Genomic DNA, 17,197 nt, shown 5'->3' with positions numbered 1-17,197 from the left:
CTGTATGAAGACGAACCCCAACCGCTTGCGCAGTACCTTTGTGACGGGTGCAACCGGCTTGCTGGGCAACAACCTGGTACGGGAGCTGGTCGCACGTGGCTACGCGGTCAAAGCCCTTGTCCGTTCGCCGGCCAAGGGCGAGCAGCAGTTCAGCGATTTGCCAAGCGTGGAGCTGGTGGTGGGGGACATGGCCGATGTGGGCGCCTTCGCGGCTGCCCTGCAAGGCTGCGATACGGTGTTTCACTGCGCAGCGTTCTTTCGCGATAACTACAAGGGCGGCAGCCATTGGGAAGCGCTGGAAAAGATCAATGTCGTCGGTACGCGAGCACTGCTTGAGCATGCCTATGACGCCGGTGTACGACGGTTTGTGCACACGTCATCGATTGCCGTGCTCGACGGTGCCCCCGGCACGCCCATCGACGAGACGTGCCTGCGGGCCGAAGCCGATGCGGATGACTACTATCGCAGCAAGATCCTGGCTGAGCGGGAGGTGCTGAGATTTCTCGACAGCCATCCGCAGATGCACGCCTGCATGGTGTTGCCCGGTTGGATGTGGGGGCCGGGCGACCGTGGGCCGACCTCTTCCGGGCAACTGGTCAAGGACGTCGCCAACGGCAAGCTGCCGGGGCTGATCCCCGGCACCTTTTCCCTGGTCGATGCCCGCGATGTGGCCTGGGCGCATATTGCCGCCGCACAAAGTGGGCGACGGGGCGAACGTTATCTCGCGGCCGGCCGCAACTTGACCATGCGCCAGCTGATTCCAGTGCTGGGGCGTATCGCCGGGGTCAAGACACCGTCCCGGCAACTGCCGCTGCCTGCGCTCTACCTGTTGGCAGCGGTGCAAGAGGCCTACGCCTACCTGACCGGCAAGCCCATCTTGCTGAGCATGGCGACGTTGCGGCTGTTGATACGAGAGGAGCACCGTACCTGCTTTGACCACCGCAAAAGTGAAGAAGAGCTGGGCCTGAGCTTTCGCGTGCTGGAACAGACCCTCACTGACACGGTGGCCTGGTACAAGGCCCACGGCGGGTTATAAAACCTAGAGAACCCACCCCTGCCGACACAGAGCAGGCCTTCATTCAGAGCTTGAACTTGGATACCAGATCATTGAACGACAGCGCCAGTCTCGAAAGATCATGGCTGGAGGCATTGGTCTGATTCGCGCCAGCAGCTGTTTGCGCGGACAAGTCCTGGATGTTCGTCAAGTTACGATCAACCTCACGCGCTACCTGGGCCTGTTCTTCAGAGGCGCTGGCTATCACGATATTGCGGTCATTGATTTGCGCGACGCCGAGCGAAATTCTTTGCAGCACTTCCCCGGCCTGTGCGGCCAAGCGCTGCGTCTGCGTAGCCAAGGACCGACTATCGCCCATTGCGGCAACGGCCTCATCCGCGCATTGCTGTACGGCATTGATCATCCCTTCGATTTCAACGGTCGATGACTGGGTGCGATGGGCCAAAGCGCGTACTTCATCAGCAACCACGGCAAATCCCCTGCCCTGCTCTCCGGCCCTGGCCGCTTCGATCGCAGCGTTCAATGCCAATAAATTTGTCTGCTCTGCGACGCTGCGTATAACGTCAATCACCTTGCCGATGTCGCGAACTTGCCCGGCGAGGGATTCGACTTTACCGGCCGAGCCTTCAATCTCGCTGACCATTCGCGTGATCCCGACCACCGCATCATCGACGTGAGCGTGCCCCTTTACTGCCTCGCTGCGCGTTTCTTCAGAAGCCTGCGATGTGGAAATAGCATTGCGCGCCACTTCTTCCACAGCCACGGTCATCTGGTTGACCGCCGTCGCCGCCTGCTGAATTTCATCGTTCTGGCGAATCAAGCCTTGGGTACTTTCATCGGTCACGGCGCTCAGCTCTTCTGCAGCGGCAGCCAATTGATCCGAGGCACTCGCGATTTCCTGTAGCGTCTTTTTCAGGCTCCGTTGCATTGCGCTCAGCGCGTTAAGCAACTGCCCCACTTCATCTTCACGATGGGTGCGGATCATTTCAGTCAGATCGCCACGAGCAACCCGCTCGGCACTGATGACCGCCGAGGCGATCGGACGGGTGATACTGCGTGTAATGCACACCCCCAACGCAATGGCGATCATGAAGGACAGCAATACGCCCACGAACAACTGAGTCGTCGACTCACTGATCGTGGCGTTAACGGCTTGCGCTTGCTTGTCTACTTCAACCCTGTTGATGCCCAAGATAACGTCCAGCTGCTCGCGGGCGTTACTCATGGCGCGTACATTTTCATTGCTCAACAGGTTTCTGGCCGATGAAAAATTTTCTTGATTAATGGCCTCAATGACCTGTTTGGCGCTTACCAGATAAGCTGCCCAGAGTTTCTCGAATGCCTCACCTGCCAGGCGCTCTTCAGTGCCCATTGGGGTTGAGCGATAGTGGTGGAAGACCTTATCGACCTGTTGCTGGGTGTCATTCAATGCTCGCGCTACCGCTTCCACATCCGCTCTGTCGGCTCCCGATGCCGCAAACGTCAACAAACGATAAAGATTGCGGTTGTGCGTCATGATCAAGCCTTTCGCCTCGGACACGCTGGAAGCCGAAACCAAGGTGTCTGAAAAGGTAAGATTGAGTGCAAAACCCAACTTCTTGACGCCACTCCAGCCAATGCCCCCGACCACCAACGTAATCAGCGCAACCAAAACGAAGGACATCAACAGCTTGGTTGCAAGCTTCGCATTTTTTATCCACTTCATTGCATGTGCTCAGGTTATTTAAAAGATGCACCGACCTATTGGCGAGGAGGCTTCAGTGATAAAGCGCTGATCACTCCCGACAAAAAACAGTTGCTAAACCATTTCCACGCCCAGATGAAGCCATCTAATCCTTGACGATTTCTTCTTCATCGTCGTAGCCGCGCAGGAACCGAACAAACTCTTCCGCCTCGTCACGCGTTTCAAACATCAGAGTCAGTTCACCCATCGTCAAGACGTAGCAAGGCGGCGATTCAATATAGTTAATCTCGATATTCATGATCACACCCACGTTTGAAGGTTATTGCGCAAAAAGAGGAAGCATGAGTGCGCCAACCTGTTCGCCATCCTGAAACACGCGATCCTTGCCGTTATGTTTGGCCCTGTACATATTTTTATCGGCGCACTTGAGCACCGCCGACATGTCGGAGGTTTCCGAGAATCGCGCTATTCCTGCACTGCAGGTGTAATGATGCGGGGGCGCCACACTGGCCCGGATAGCACCCAATAAACGCAACGCGTATTCCTGAACCATCGAATCGTCGCCGTCCAACACCAGGACCCCGAACTCTTCACCACCGATTCGTCCGACACAGTAACTGCCCGGTGTTGATTTCAGGCAGTTGGCCATGGCGCACAGGATCTTGTCGCCGACATCATGACCGTACTGATCATTCTTCAGTTTAAAGCCGTCGATATCTAACATGATGAAATAGCCGTACCGCCCATCCGCCAATAGCTTTTGGAAGAGTTCCATAAAGGCGCGACGATTCAGCAAAGACGTGAGAAAGTCAGTCTCGGCGAGCGTCCTGATCTCACTCTCTACCAATAACACCGAGCGCAAATTTCTCAAATAAGTAAAACTCAGGGTAAAGCCAATCGACACAGACGAGAGGCAAAACAACAGTAAGTACAACTCTTGACCGCGGTATATATCGATATCAATATGGGTCCACATCAATAGCCAGACCTGCACGCTGGACAGCAAATAATCACCAACGGTTATAAATAAGATAGCGCTGCTGAGTACAATGATCACTGCCAACGGCAAGGCAAATATTCGCAGCTCCATATGCGAGCGAATCACGTAGGCAAACCCGACTGAAAGAACAAAAATGTAAAGACCGCCCATCACCCTCCACATTAAAAAACTGCGTATCACGCGATGAACGTACCAAACGCTCAACAAGCAAAGCGTGATCAACAGGTGTATCACATTCAGTGCAGATACCGAATCAATGAAAAGCGCCCCCAGCCACGCCAATATACCTACCAACTCAATTTTTATGACTGCTGGTGATAACAGCGTTCGCATTCTCGGTCTAATCTTGAAAATCGCCGGCATTGATAAACTCCTTTCCCAAGACCATCGAATATGCTCGTCAATCTTTGAGGCCGCCCATCAACTACACCGCCACAGTCACCCGTCATCTGCAAACATCTAAAGGCCTGACGGTTCACCGAACGCCGAAAGCCTTAGCATGCGTATTTTTCGGCTTTCATATCCATGCCCAATTCAATGCTTATGCACACGACAGAAAAATGCACTGACATGATCTTACGCGCCAGTTCCAGAAACACCGGGCGCAGCTCTACCGAATGTTTGTGACACTTAAAATAACCTTTCACCTCGCCTTCTTTAACCATACGTATCAAATGCGTCTTTGAAACACTCAAACGTTTCGAAAGCTCAACATAGGATGAGACTTTCTGATTAGAGTGTAACGAACCGTTCCTCATTGCATCTGTGTAAAGCGCGAGCATGGGTAGATGCCCCCCGGCTCGATTGACGAGCCACATTGTCTCGGGCATTAGTTTGTCAAGCATCAAGTCGGCTTCAAGCAACTTGGAAAAGCCTCTGAAGAAATAGCGCAATAGATCTTCGGAATTTAAGGCGTTCACCTGGCGGCCCAAATAAGGCACGATCATTTGCGACGGCAACAGATACGCCTTGAGCATACTCGCGGTTTCACACAATGCCGTTTGTGTCGGTCCGAAAATACGCTGCCTTCCATCTTCGTTGTGCAGGTGAACATGCATATACCCGGAGATGAAAAAAAAAGAAAAATAGGCATCCAGGCTATTGCGCGAAAGATAGCCTCGCTCCTGACAGAAGGCCTTGACTTTAGACAAGGGAACGCGACCATCTTCATAACTGAAGCTTAATAAAGAGAGCGCGACCATGTACCTGTCGTATTTCAACAACGTCTTGTAGAAAAACGGCTTTTTTCTATAGCTTTGCGTTACCAGTTCGAAGTGGAGAAGAATAGCTTCGCCCATATCACTTTGGGTCATCGCGTAACTGGTCTCTTTCAAATAGTTCAGTAGATCAGTTTTATTCATCGACGCTCAACAGACCTCATGCCACAACATCAGACAACTATTACCATCATCGTGCACAGTATATGCGTATTTGCCCCTGTGTTTTTTTCAGCCCAAAAATGTTCTATTTCACACAGATGGGTAAATCGCGCATCTGGCAGACTTTGACATATACCCAGCTAGACAATGCAAGCGCCCCCTACGCATGAAGACGCCCCAGGCCAAAAGACCTGGGGCTTTTTTCGCAGGTTCAGCGCTTCTGCAACGCCTGCAACCGCGCCGGCAAATCTTCGTTTGGAAAGCGCTTATGCAGCGCCAGCAGCTTTTCATCGGCGGCCTTGGTATCTCCCGCCTCGCGCAGCTTCACGATGGCCTGCAACTCCTGCTCCAAGGAGGGCAATGCACCCGGCGCAGGCTTGCTGAGTTTGGCCGCTGGCGGGGCCGCCATTACTTCAGCGATTTCAGCCTGGGCCGGGGCACTTTCAGCCCTGGGTGCCGTCGCCATCCGGGCCATTGGCGCAGGTGCGGAAAAGGCTTGGGGGGCCGGGTGAGCGGCTTCTTCGTGGCGCGGCGCGGAGAATGTCGCGGTGGAGATCTCGGGCTGCGGCACGGGGGAGCGCATGACAACGCCGATCATCAGCGCCAAGCCGGCGACGGTGGCGAATGCCATCTGCCAGCGCGGGCGTTGGCAGGCTTGCAGCCAGCGCTGCCACAGGCTCGGCTGCGGCGCCGGGGCTTCGCGGCGGGCGGCGTTGAGGATGAAGGTGTCCAGTGACGCCGGCGGCTCGCCGCTGCTGTGTTGACGAAAGTGCTGGATCAGCCCGTCGTCGGTGTCTGGGTCGTGTCGGGAGTCGTTCATGCGGGTATCTCCTCGGCCAACAGGCGGCGCAGTTTCTGCTGGGCGTAGCGCAGGCGGCTTTTTACGGTTTCCAGCGGGGCGCCGGTGAGGGTGGCGATCTGCGGTACTTCGAGCTCGCCGTGCAGGCGCAGCAGGAAGACTTCGCGCTGGTCTTCGGGCAAGTCTTGCAGGGCGGCGTCGAGGCGCGCCTGGTCGCGGCTCAGGCTCAGCTGTTGCTCGGGGCCGGCGCTGCTGTCGGGTTGGGCGTGCAGTTGCTCATCGTAGCTGTCGTGCAGGGGGTTGTGGATGCCGTGCTTGCGCCAGTGGTCGATCAGGCGGTTGCGGGCGATCTGGAACAACCACGTACGAAAACTCGCCCGGCCCTGTGGCTGGGTGTTGCTGCGGATCAGGCTTAGCCAGGTGTCCTGGTAGATTTCCTCGGCCAGTTCGGCCTTGTTGCACAGGGACATGAGAAAGCGGTACAGGCCCTGGCGGTGGTGCGTGTACAGGGCTTCGAATGCGCCAGCGTCACCGGTTCGGTAGCGGGCCAGCAGCGATTCGTCGCTGGGTGAATCGTCTGGAACGGCCATCTAATAGTGAACTCCTTCTTTCAGTCGAAGCTGATCTAACTGTGGGAGGGGCTTGCCCTTGATAGCGGTGGGTCAGGATAAAATAGGCTGGCTGACACACCGCCATCGGGGGCAAGCCCCCTCCCACATTTGATCTTCGCTGCTTTGAGCATTTCGTTCGGCATTAGGGCTTGCACCCTCCCCCATTTGCACATTGTTGCGGGCCGGATCAGGGTTTGAGGCTTTGGGCCAACTCCACCAGTTGCACAAATTCGTTGCGCAGGCCGAACGGGTCATCGCCGCGGGCCGAGCGGGCAAGTTTGGCGGTGTCCTGCAAACTCATGTTGCCAGTGTAGCGGCCATCGCCCTTGAGCTGTTGGGCGAACGCGGCCACGGCGGCTGAGAAGCGCAGGTCTTCGCTGGCTGGGGTGGGCTGGTTGGCGATGGGGTGCTCGATCAATTGACTGTTGCCTCCCGCAGCAGGTTTATAGCGCACCCGTAGCATCGCCAGCTCGTCGGATTTACCTTCAATCGCAGGCGCGGCGGCATAGCGCGAAGGCTCCAACCAGCCCTTCTCGCCCTTGGGGACGATTTCGTACAGCGCAGTCAGCGTATGCCCTGCGCCGATTTCACCGGCATCGACCTTGTCGTTGTTGAAATCCTCACGCTTCAAGGCACGGTTTTCATAGCCCAGCAGGCGGTATTCGCTGACCTGGGCGGGGTTGAATTCCACCTGCAACTTCACATCCCGGGCGACCACGGCCAGGGTCGAGCTGAGTTGCTCCACCAGCACCTTGCGCGCTTCACGCAGGTTGTCGATATAGGCGTAATTGCCATCGCCCGCATCGGCCAGTTGTTCCATCAGGTGTTCGTTGTAGTTATCCACACCAAAGCCCAGGGTGGTCAGGGACACGCCGCTTTTACGCTGCTCGACCGCCATTTGCTTGAGGCTGTCGAAGTCGCTGGTGCCCACGTTGAAGTCGCCATCGGTGGCCAGCAGGATGCGGTTGATGCCCTTGTCGATAAAACCTTCGCGGGCCATCTGATAGGCCAGCTCGATGCCGGAGGCGCCTGCGGTGGAGCCACCGGCGGTAAGTTGGTCGATGGCGTTGCGGATCGTGTTTTTGTTACGCCCGGAGGTGGGCTTGAGCACCACGCGGGATTCACCGGCATAGACCACCAATGACACGCGGTCCTGATCGCGCAGTTGGTCCACCAGCAATTTCAACGTGCTTTTCACCAACGGCAATCCTTCGCGACGGTCCATGGAGCCAGACACGTCCACCAGGAACACCAGGTTGGCCGGCGCCAGGTCCGCCACGTCGCGGTCGGAGGCCTTGATGCCGATGCGCAACAATTTTGTGCGCGGGTTCCAGGGCGTGGCGGCGAGCTCGGTGGTGACGCCAAAGGGTGAACCATCGGTGGGCAGCGCGTAGGTGTAAGGGAAGTAATTGACCATTTCCTCCAGTCTCACAGCGCCTTCGGGCGGCAGGCGACCTTGATTGAGGAAACGCCTGACGTTGGCGTAGCTGCCAGTGTCGACGTCGACGCTGAAAGTGGAAACCGGGGTCTCGGCGACGCGATGCACCGGGTTGTCCGGCAGGTTGGCGTATTGCTCGCGAGGTTCGCTGCGGTAGTCCATCGTCGCCATTTCCCGCACCCTCATCGGTGCCGGCATCGCCATGCGTTTGACCATAGCGCCCTGGGCCGGCGCGCTTTGCAGCTCGGCGATGGGCGCCGGTTCAACAGGCTTGGCGACATCCGGGGACGACGACAGTCCACACCCGGCCAGCATCACCAGCAGGGTAACGGCAAAGCCTTGGGCAGCGGGACGCAGCAAAAGCAGAGAGCGGGACATGGGCTGAACCTCGTGAATGAATGATCCGTTCAACCGATCAGACGTAGCCCAACCTCCCTACGGGTTAAACACGGATATTGCGCCGTCAGCTCGCTGCGTCATCTTTCGAGACACAACCAACTGAACCTGCCATCACCACCCACCACATATCGAGGGTCCGCCTCCCTGTCAGAACCGTCTGTTTCTTGAGTGCTTTGGAGGCTTTTAATTCAGAGAAACCACGATGAACTCCGTAAACACCCTCGCACACCGCTATCAGCCGCCCTCATTCGCTGAGCGGCCCAGCTATACCGGGGCCGTTTCAGGCAAGCCCTCCTACACCACCGAGCAAGCGGCAGAGCAGATCACCCGAACGGGCTATCGTTGGAAAGAGCGAGACAAAGACGGCATCACACCTATCGGCTACCGTTTTTTCACACCCGCGCAAGCCACCTACAACACGCCCACCGGCGCTAACGAGTTCTCCCCGTCGCAAAAAGAGCAGGCCAGGCGCGCCATGCAGTCTTGGGCGGATGTCGCCAATATCACCTTCACTGAGAATGCACCAGAGGCCAAAGGGCAACTGTTACTGGGCAATGACCCGAACCAGACCGGCCATTCGGGCCGTGCGTCTTATCCAGGCATCTACAGCGATGGCACACAGGCCTGGTTCGCGTCCGATGGCATGAATCGCCCCTTCACTCAGGGTAGTTTCAGCCGCTATCTGCTGGCCCATGAGATCGGCCATACCCTGGGGCTGATGCACCCCGGCAAATACAACAATGGCGGCAGCTACGCTGAAAACGCCCGCTATGCCGAGGACAATCGCGCCTACAGCCTGATGAGTTACTGGTGGGCTGGTCACCTGGGCCATGACCATAACAAGAACGGCCAAACCCACTATGCCAGCGCGCCGCTGATGGACGACATCACGGCCATCCAAAAGCTCTACGGCGCCAATTACAAAACCCGCGACACCGACACGGTGTACGGCTTCAACTCCAATACCGGGCGTGACTTCCTCAGCCTCAACTCAGCGGACGACGCGCCCGTGTTCAGCGTGTGGGATGGGGGCGGCAACGACACTCTGGATTTCTCGCGGTTTCATCAGGACCAGACCATCAACTTGAAGGCTGAACACTTCTCCGATGTCGGCGGCATGAAAGGCAACGTCTCCATTGCCAAAGGCGTGACCCTGGAAAATGCCATCGGCGGCACGGGCGCTGATCGACTTATCGGCAACCACGCCGATAACCGCCTGACCGGTGGCCCGGGCCAGGACACCCTTACCGGTGGGCTGGGCAAGGATACCTTTGTGTATAACAACGCCAGCGAGTCGACCCAACAGCGCCCCGACCTGATCACCGATTTCACCAGCGGGCAGGACAAGATCGATGTGTCTGCAGCGCTGCAGGCCGCCGGTATCAAGGACCTGCAGTTTGTGCGTCGTTTCAGCGGTCGGCCGGGCGAGGCGTTGCTCGGTTATGACCCGAACACGCGCCAGCACAGCCTGGCCATTGACCTGAACGGCTCGGGCCAAGCCGGCCTGTATATCAAGAGCCAAGGGCCAATCAAGCCAGACGACGTGACCAGCCGAGCCTCGCAGCCGAACCGTATGCCAACCCCACCCGCCCGGGTTACGCCTCAACCGCCAACCCCACGACCGCCGTCGCCAGCGGATGTCGCACCGTACAAGCCCCACCCCACGCCAACAGCCGCGCCGCAACAGGCGCCGTTCTCCTTGCAGAACCACGCCAACGCATCCCTTAAGGGCACACCGATGCATGCAGCGGCCAGGGCCGTGGGCAATATTCGCGAAGTGAGCGTCACACGGGACTCATGGGGCTACGAACGCGTGCATACCCGTTCGTTGGGTACCGGCTCGCTGATCAACGATGGCAACAGCGTGCTGACCAACCAACATGTGCGCGACGCGCTGGCCAAGGGCAGCAAGCTCGAGCTTTGGCTGGGTTATGAACAAGACAGTAGCGGGCGGATGAAGGTAGAGCGCAAAGTACCGCTGGACCCCAAGCCGCTCAGTGGCGACGCGCGGTTGGACTACGCCGAGCTGCGTGTCGATTTGCCCGCCGGCGAGAAAAAAGCCTTGGCCGAGCAGTTCCGGCCGCTCAAGTTGGCCTCCGGCCCCCAAGCATCGCCTGGGCAGAAAGTCTTTATGCCCAACCATGGGCAAGAGGCCCTCGGCATTTCATTTCTAAATGCCAAGGGCCAACCCACCACGCTCAAGGGATACGACCAGGACAGCCGTTATCAGGGCACGGTCTACCACGACGCCTTCAAGAAACCCGGCACCTCTGGCTCACCGCTGATCAGCGTCGATACGGGCGAGATCGTTGCCTTGCACAACGGCTCCATCGGCACCAGCGTAAACGGGCAGCGCGACTCCATGGGCACGGCCACCCGCACCGACTTGATCCAACAGCACCGTCGTCAGAGGTGACGCGGTTTACCGGTTGCCGCTGATCAGTCCGTGCCGTACTTGGGGTTACGCGGGCCGTACAGCAGCCCGGTGCGTTGCCCTGCCGACAGCAGGCGTGCACTGGTGATACCGGCAATCGGATGCGCCGCATCGGTAGAGCTGTTGATCACCTGCTTGACCGCCGCCGTGATCAACATGCCCACCAGACCGCCGCCGTTGTTGTTGCCCTCCTCGCTGGAGGCCCGTGCAGTACCGGTCCACAAGGTGGTGCCGGTGCGCAGGTCCACCAGTTTGGCCGAGGCCGTCACCGAGGTGTCGCTGGAGATCAGCATGTACTTGGTGCCGTACTCGCTGACAGTGATGTACAGCGCCGCGTCGGCACCGAAGATGTCATGCAGCTTGGCGGGCAGTACCGCCTGGATATCATTGGCGGTGGTCAGGCCGTTCTGGCGGAAGGTTTCGTCCACCAGGGCAATCGGCAGCACGTAGTAGCCGGCTTCGGCCAACGGGTAGGTGACTTGCGACACCAGGCTGTAGGACGCCTGCACTTCCGGCGACTCGTTGATCGGCGGCAGTACCAGGATCGACTTGGGCCGCGCCTGTTTGTACGCCGAGTAGTCGACCGTCTTGGGCGCCGCACAACCGCCGAGCAACGCCAGGGCCAGCAAGGCGCCGGTAAGTTTTAACAGGCTCATTTGGTGGCCACTCCGGCTTTGGCGTTTTTCAGCAGAAAGTCCATGTACGCAGCGGACTCAGGGAACAGGGCCTTCTCGGTGCGAAACTCCTGCACCATCTGGTCATCCTTGCCCATGTTCATGTACAGCATGCCCAGGTGCGCGTGGTAACCCGGTGGGGCCTTGCGGCCACTGGCGTTGATCTTCTGCAAGTCGCGCTCCAATGCTTCCACCTGCGCTTCCTTGGGCTCGCCCTTGAAGTACTCGTAAACCTGCGGCTGGTAGCTCTCCCATTGATACAGGGGCTGGGGCGCCGTCTGGCACCCGGCTACCGTCGCGATTGCTGTCAGCATCAGCGCCAACTTAACTGCCTTGCTCATCCGTGTACTGCTCCTTGAGGTGCTGCTGATCAGTTGCGCGGGTTCCAGGCGCCGGCGTTGATGCCGTCCACCAGGCGGTTGATCGCTTCGCGCATGGCCAGGTCGAGGACCTTGCCATTGAGGGTGGAGTCGTAGCTGGCGGTGCCGCCGAAGCCGACCACTTCACGGTTGGACAGCGCGTACTCACCGGCGCCCTGGGTGGAATACACCACTTCGGAGGTGTTGATGTTGACGATGTTCAACGCGACTTTGGCGTAGGCCACTTGGGTCTTGCCACGGCCGAGGATGCCGAACAGCTGGCGGTCGCCGGTTTCTTTGCGGCCGAACTCGGTCACATCGCCGGTTACCACGTAGTCAGCGCCCTTGAGCTTCTGCGCGGTGCCTTTGATCTTGGCTTCCTGGGAGATCTCGCCCATGTTGTCGCGGTCCAGCACGCTGAAGCGATTGGTCTGCTGCAAGTGGGTGATGAGGATGGTCTTGGCCTGGCCGCCGAGACGGTCGACACCATCGGAGAAGATGCCGCGCATGTAGCTGGAGCGGTTGTCGAACTTGCCCACGGCAATCGGCACACGTACGCCGGAATAGGCCACGTGGGCGCTGGCGACTTGCTCCACCGGCATCGCGCGGTTGCTCTCGGTGGCGCAACCGGCCACGGTCAACAGCGCCGCGGCGGTGAGGCCCGACAGCAGGATTTTGGACAGTGTCTTCACAGGGTGCTCCTTGGGTGAGGAAATCAGCGTTGCCGGGTTTTCCAAGGAGTTAGGCAGCCTGACAATACGCTGGCCTGAATTCTTCCCTGAAAGACTGTGATGCAACGGCTGCGGCATTTTACGGGGTTGAGAGCGGTTCTCAAGATGTTTCGGCCCGAGTAGTGAAATCCAACACAAACCCAATGTGAGAGGGCGCGCGCTCCCGATGGTGGCGAGTCAGTCAACATATCCATTGGCTGGTCCACCGCTATCGGGAGCAAGCCCCCTCCCACACAGATATCAGAGCGTCACGCCCTACGTAGGCGGGCTGAGCCAGCGCAAGTTGCCCCGACCCGAACGCTGCGGATTCACACAAACCCAATGTGGGAGGGGGCTTGCCCCCGATGGCGGTGAGTCAGTCAACATATCCATTGGCTGGACTACCGCTATCGGGAGCAAGCCCCCTCCCACACTGATATCAGAGCGTCACGCCCTACGTAAGCGGGCTGAGCCAGCGCAAGTTGCCCCGACCCGAACGCTACGGATTCACACAAACCCAATGTGGGAGGGGGCTTGCCCCCGATGGCGGTGAGTCAGTCAACATATCCATTGGCTGGTCCACCGCTATCGGGAGCAAGCCCCCTCCCACACTGGTATCAGAGCGTCACGCCCTACGTAAGCGGGCTGAGCCGGCGCAAGTTGCCCCGAGCCGAACGCTGCGGATTCACACAAACCCAATGTGGGAGGGGGCTTGCCCCCGATGGCGGTGAGTCAGCCAACATATCCATTGGCTGGACCACCGCTATCGGGAGCAAGCCCCCTCCCACACTGGTATCAGAGCGTCACGCCCTACGTAGGCGGGCTGAGCCAGCGCAAGTTGCCCCGAGCCGAACGCTGCGGATTCACACAAATCTAATGTGGGAGGGGGCTTGCCCCCGATGGCGGTGAGTCAGCCAACACATCATTGACTGATTCACAGCTATCGGGGAGCAAGCCCCCTCCCACACTGGTATCAGAGCGTCGCGCCCTACGTAAGCGGGCTGAGCCAGCGCAAGTTGCCCCGTGCCGAACGCTGCGGATCCACACAAATCTAATGTGGGAGGGGGCTTGCCCCCGATGGCGGTGAGTCAGCCAACACATCATTGACTGATTCACAGCTATCGGGAGCAAGCCCCCTCCCACACTTTGTTTTGCGGTGTTGCTTAGAAGGCGTAGCGCGCCTTGAGCATCACGCCGTCCGCATCGAAACCGCTACGTGCCTGGCGGGTGTAGCTGGCGCCGACGGTGAAGTCCGACACTTTGTAATTCACACCCACACTGGCCTCGTAGCTGTCACGCGCCACCGACGCACCGGTGACGGTAAACGCCGAACCACCGGCCACGAAGTTGGAGGTTTGCGCCACGCGGTCACCCATCAAATCGTGATAGGCCATCAAGGTCGCTTCCGGTTGCAACGTACCGGCGCTCAGCGGCAGGTTGGCCGCCAAACGCACACCAGCGCCCAACTCACCTACTTCATAACGCTGCGAAGCCGTGCTCAAGGCCGCCGACGAACCTTTCTCGGTAAACCCATCCATGCGCACGTTGGCATAACGTGCAGCCACCCGCGGCTCGATCACCACCGCCTGGGTCGGCTTGAAGCTGTAGCCGCCGATCACGCTGGCCGACAACACATTGCTGTCGTAGCTGCCCTTGGCCGTAGTGCCCGCGACGTGGCGCTTGCTGTCGTTCTCGTTATGGCCGTAGCTGAGGCTGCCATCCACGAACCAGTTCTGCAGCGCCCAGTTGCCGTACAGCGACAGCGCGTGGCCTTCGACGTCGGTCTTGTTGCCCAGGTCCGAATGAATGTTGGAATTGAGGTAACTGTACGCCACGCCCAGGGTGGTGGTGTCGTTCAAGCGACCGTCCACACCTACCGCCATACCGCTGCTATTGGCCGAGTAACCGTTGTTGCCGCCACGGCCGTCCTGGTCCATGTTGCTGCTCAGGCCCTGCACCCACACACCGCCGACCTGATGGCTTTCACGCTGGTCGGTGAGGCGGTTGAAGATCGCACCGTTGACCACGGTTTGCCCCGACAGGGCCACGTCGAGAGCGCCACGGTTGACGTCGGGCGTGAGCTGGTCGGCGAGCTGCGCCAGTTGTTGTGCAGTCCCGGCGTTGGCCAGGCTCTGGAACACCGGGTCGTTCTGGTTGAGCTGGCCGAGCACATCGTTTTTCAACACGTTGACTGCGGTTGCAGCCGACGCACCCGCACTCACACCCGCCAACTCCTGCTGCACCTGCTGATCGCTTTTCACCGCCACCACGGCCTTGACCGTCTGCGCATCGGCCGAGTAGCTGAGCACGTTCAGCAACGACGACGCGCTGGCGACGGCCACACCGTTGTTCTGCACGCTGGTGGCTTGCAGCAAGGTGTATTGCGTGCCGGCTTTAGGCGCCGCGAAGTCGCCCGGGTTGGCGCTGACTGTCAGCTTGGAAGCCTGGGCCAGGTTGGCGGTGCCGTTAACGGTGAGGTACGGCGTGGTCGGCACCACACTGTCGGCCAGGTGCATATCAATGCCCGCGCCACTGGCCACATTGAGATCGCCGGTGATGGTGGTGCCAGGTGCGGAGAGGTTCAGCGAACCCGAGTTGACCGACACCGGGGCGATGATACGGCTACCGCTGAAACCTGCCTGACCGCCGATGTTGACGGCGCTGAGGTTGAGCAGATCGCCGGTGATTTTGCCACCGGTCCAGTTCAGGCTGGCAAGGTTGTTGGCGTCGACGGCGATACCGCTGTTGCTGCGGATCTCGCCGGCTTGCTGGTTGATTTCAAAGCTCGCAACCTGCTCGGCCGTATCCACATGGATCGCAGTACCGTCCGCCGCGATGAGGCCGCGGTTGACGATGCCGCGTGCGCCCGTGGCGCTGTTCTGCGCAAAGCTGGCGCCGGAAAGATCGAAGGCATTGGCAGACGCGCCCTTGGCTTCAATGGTGCCGGTGTTGAGGATGTAATCAAAGGTGCCGCCGTAGAGAAACAGCCCTTTGGCCTCATCGCCATTGGCGGAAATCAGGCCACTGTTTTCAATACGCAGGGGGCTGGTGTCGGTTTCCACTTCCACACCCCAAGCGCCTTCGCCTGTGGCGGTAATCGAGCCCGAGTTGAGGATTTTGCCGCCGATGGTGGTCGGCGTGTCGCCGTTGACGTCAAGGATCAACCCAATCGCGCCCGGGCCGGCCATGTCGATCACACCGGTGTTGGATACGTCACCCGCAATGGTGGTGCCGTGCAGGTAAATACCTTCACCGCCGCCCAGGTAGCCGGGCGTCGTCACGGTACCCACCGGAGGCGTGGAGCGAATGGTGCCTGAGTTGATAAGGCTGCCACCAATGGTGGTGGGGCCGATCTCAAGCCCTTCATAGGCGCCGTTGCGCATCAGCACGTTGCCTGCCTGAACCACATCCCCGGTGACAGTGCTCGGGGCCAAACCGCTCGGGCCGGTCCAGAACATCGGGTCGATGGCGATCGCACGGATGGTGCGGCCTTGCGAGTCCAGCGTGATGTCTGCGCGATTGATCAGCGAACCTTGAATTTGGGTATTGGCAAATCCCAGGCCGGCGGGGTCGGTGGTGTTGGTGTCGACCACGCGGGAAAACTGACCGGTGATGGTCACCGGCTCATTGAACGACTCACTGGCCCAAATATTCTTACCCTGCCCCAGGTCGAACTCGACTGCCAGCACCTGCGTGCTGATGGCGCCGACCATGATTGCCAACAGGCTTTTCTGGAACTGCTTACGCTTCATTTCAAACTCCATGAACTACAGTCAAAGCCGCCAATACGCCCGGCGGTAGTAGGTGTGCTGTGCGAAAGGATCAATCGATCCGAATGAGGCCCCCCGGGCGCCCCTGCAAATTCCGGGCGCGAGCCAATGCACCGCGAGCGGTGGCAGAAAGGGGGCCGTAAAGGGGAGAGGTTCACATTAATCCTTAATGTTATTGAAAACGCTGCAGTCCATGCAGCCCGACCGATTGCGGGTGGGCGGGGTAAAGACACTGGGATATACGAAATGTTCAAAGCCCAAGGGGAAGACGCTTCACGATGGATGCCATTGCGTGACGGGGGGTGCCATTGCGGTGATGCCTTGCGCGGTTTTGGGTGAGGGGCTTATAGTCCGGCGGTCGCTCAACAGGGCGATCGGATTTGGCGATCCGTTGACCGTATGCGAAAGCTTTCTGCTTGCTTGCAGGGGCTTCCGTACCCGCATTGCTGCTTTATGGCAGCTGTGCGCGGGAGACCTTCGGGTCTGCCGGAACTCGGTCCCGGTTCGCCAACCTGCGTACAGCTGTCACCCATTCGTTTGGCGACGACAGGTGACAGCCTCACTTACTGACCGAGGTTGTACCCATGAATAGATACATGCCCCTAACCGGCCACGACTGCACCGTCCCAGCGCTGATCATCGACACCCAGGCACCTCTCGACGTCCTTCACGACGCCGCCGTGCACCGCATTCGGGCCGTCACCCAACTGCTGGAAAACCTGGCCTTCCGCGAACAACTCAGCAGCGATGCCGTAGTGCTTTCAGACTTCGCCCACTTGCTGGCCATTCCGCTACGCGATGGGTGTGATTTGCTGGATGTCATCAGTCGCAGGCTTAACGCCGATCCGTCCTGAGTGAAAATCGGGCGGCCTTTGTGTCGCCCGCTTTGTGCGTGATCAGCGCAAACTAAATAAATCCGTCCCTT

General features: G+C 59.0%; 14 protein-coding genes. 3 read left to right on the top strand and 11 right to left on the bottom strand.

Annotation, left to right across the window (positions count from 1 at the left end; genetic code table 11):
• Positions 1 to 4 precede the first annotated feature (4 nt).
• The gene (locus BLU48_RS29340) at positions 5 to 1,036 is read left to right on the top strand and encodes an SDR family oxidoreductase (protein ID WP_057025547.1); all 1,032 of its coding nucleotides are present in this window, start codon (positions 5 to 7) and stop codon (positions 1,034 to 1,036) included.
• 43 nt (positions 1,037 to 1,079) lie between these two features.
• On the opposite strand, the gene BLU48_RS32810 is transcribed toward BLU48_RS29340, so the two are convergent.
• The 7 genes from BLU48_RS32810 to BLU48_RS29310 all read right to left on the bottom strand — a co-directional run bounded on the left by BLU48_RS32810 (position 1,080) and on the right by BLU48_RS29310 (position 8,304).
• A complete protein-coding gene (locus BLU48_RS32810; protein WP_057025548.1) occupies positions 1,080 to 2,720 on the bottom strand; it encodes a methyl-accepting chemotaxis protein in 1,641 nt (546 codons plus the stop codon).
• 124 nt (positions 2,721 to 2,844) lie between these two features.
• Positions 2,845 to 2,997 carry a hypothetical protein gene (locus BLU48_RS31930; protein ID WP_156422424.1) on the bottom strand — a complete coding sequence of 51 codons (153 nt, stop codon included), beginning with the start codon at positions 2,995 to 2,997 and terminating at the stop codon, positions 2,845 to 2,847.
• A gap of 21 nt (positions 2,998 to 3,018) precedes the next feature.
• On the bottom strand, positions 3,019 to 4,062 hold the full coding sequence (locus BLU48_RS29330) for a GGDEF domain-containing protein (RefSeq protein ID WP_057025549.1): 1,044 nt from the start codon (positions 4,060 to 4,062) through the stop codon (positions 3,019 to 3,021).
• Positions 4,063 to 4,193: 131 nt separating this feature from the next.
• On the bottom strand, positions 4,194 to 5,060 hold the full coding sequence (locus BLU48_RS29325) for a hypothetical protein (protein WP_057025550.1): 867 nt from the start codon (positions 5,058 to 5,060) through the stop codon (positions 4,194 to 4,196).
• Between the two features lie 229 nt (positions 5,061 to 5,289).
• On the bottom strand, positions 5,290 to 5,898 hold the full coding sequence (locus BLU48_RS29320; protein ID WP_057025551.1) for a hypothetical protein: 609 nt from the start codon (positions 5,896 to 5,898) through the stop codon (positions 5,290 to 5,292).
• Positions 5,895 to 6,467 (bottom strand): RNA polymerase sigma factor, encoded by a 573-nt coding sequence (locus tag BLU48_RS29315; RefSeq protein WP_057025552.1) that lies wholly within the window; start codon positions 6,465 to 6,467, stop codon positions 5,895 to 5,897. Before BLU48_RS29315 ends, BLU48_RS29320 begins: the two co-directional genes overlap by 4 nt.
• A gap of 208 nt (positions 6,468 to 6,675) precedes the next feature.
• The gene (locus BLU48_RS29310; protein ID WP_057025553.1) at positions 6,676 to 8,304 is read right to left on the bottom strand and encodes a vWA domain-containing protein; all 1,629 of its coding nucleotides are present in this window, start codon (positions 8,302 to 8,304) and stop codon (positions 6,676 to 6,678) included.
• Between the two features lie 223 nt (positions 8,305 to 8,527).
• Between BLU48_RS29310 and BLU48_RS29305 the strand changes: the two genes are divergently transcribed.
• Positions 8,528 to 10,741, top strand: coding sequence for a M10 family metallopeptidase C-terminal domain-containing protein (locus tag BLU48_RS29305; RefSeq protein ID WP_057025554.1), 2,214 nt, complete (start codon positions 8,528 to 8,530; stop codon positions 10,739 to 10,741).
• Between the two features lie 23 nt (positions 10,742 to 10,764).
• Here BLU48_RS29305 and BLU48_RS29300 read toward each other — a convergent pair whose 3' ends face one another.
• From BLU48_RS29300 to BLU48_RS29285, 4 genes are all read right to left on the bottom strand, one after another.
• Positions 10,765 to 11,415, bottom strand: coding sequence for a DUF799 domain-containing protein (locus BLU48_RS29300; protein ID WP_046070346.1), 651 nt, complete (start codon positions 11,413 to 11,415; stop codon positions 10,765 to 10,767).
• Positions 11,412 to 11,774: a DUF4810 domain-containing protein gene (locus tag BLU48_RS29295; RefSeq protein WP_046070345.1), complete on the bottom strand. Its 363-nt coding sequence runs from the start codon at positions 11,772 to 11,774 to the stop codon at positions 11,412 to 11,414. The genes BLU48_RS29300 and BLU48_RS29295 overlap by 4 nt, the downstream gene beginning before the upstream one ends.
• Before the next feature lie 29 nt (positions 11,775 to 11,803).
• Positions 11,804 to 12,484, bottom strand: a complete 681-nt coding sequence (locus tag BLU48_RS29290; RefSeq protein WP_057025555.1) for a CsgG/HfaB family protein — start codon at positions 12,482 to 12,484, stop codon at positions 11,804 to 11,806.
• 1,181 nt (positions 12,485 to 13,665) lie between these two features.
• Complete coding sequence (locus BLU48_RS29285) at positions 13,666 to 16,254, bottom strand: autotransporter family protein (RefSeq protein WP_057025556.1); 2,589 nt, start codon at positions 16,252 to 16,254, stop codon at positions 13,666 to 13,668.
• A 614-nt stretch (positions 16,255 to 16,868) separates the two neighbouring features.
• On the opposite strand from BLU48_RS29285, the gene BLU48_RS29280 reads away from it, so the two are divergent.
• Positions 16,869 to 17,126 (top strand): hypothetical protein, encoded by a 258-nt coding sequence (locus BLU48_RS29280; RefSeq protein ID WP_005783616.1) that lies wholly within the window; start codon positions 16,869 to 16,871, stop codon positions 17,124 to 17,126.
• The last annotated feature ends 71 nt before the right edge of the window (positions 17,127 to 17,197 follow it).

This window comes from Pseudomonas synxantha, assembly GCF_900105675.1.
GTDB lineage: Bacteria > Pseudomonadota > Gammaproteobacteria > Pseudomonadales > Pseudomonadaceae > Aquipseudomonas > Aquipseudomonas synxantha.
This window is presented reverse-complemented; position numbering and strand designations above follow the sequence as displayed.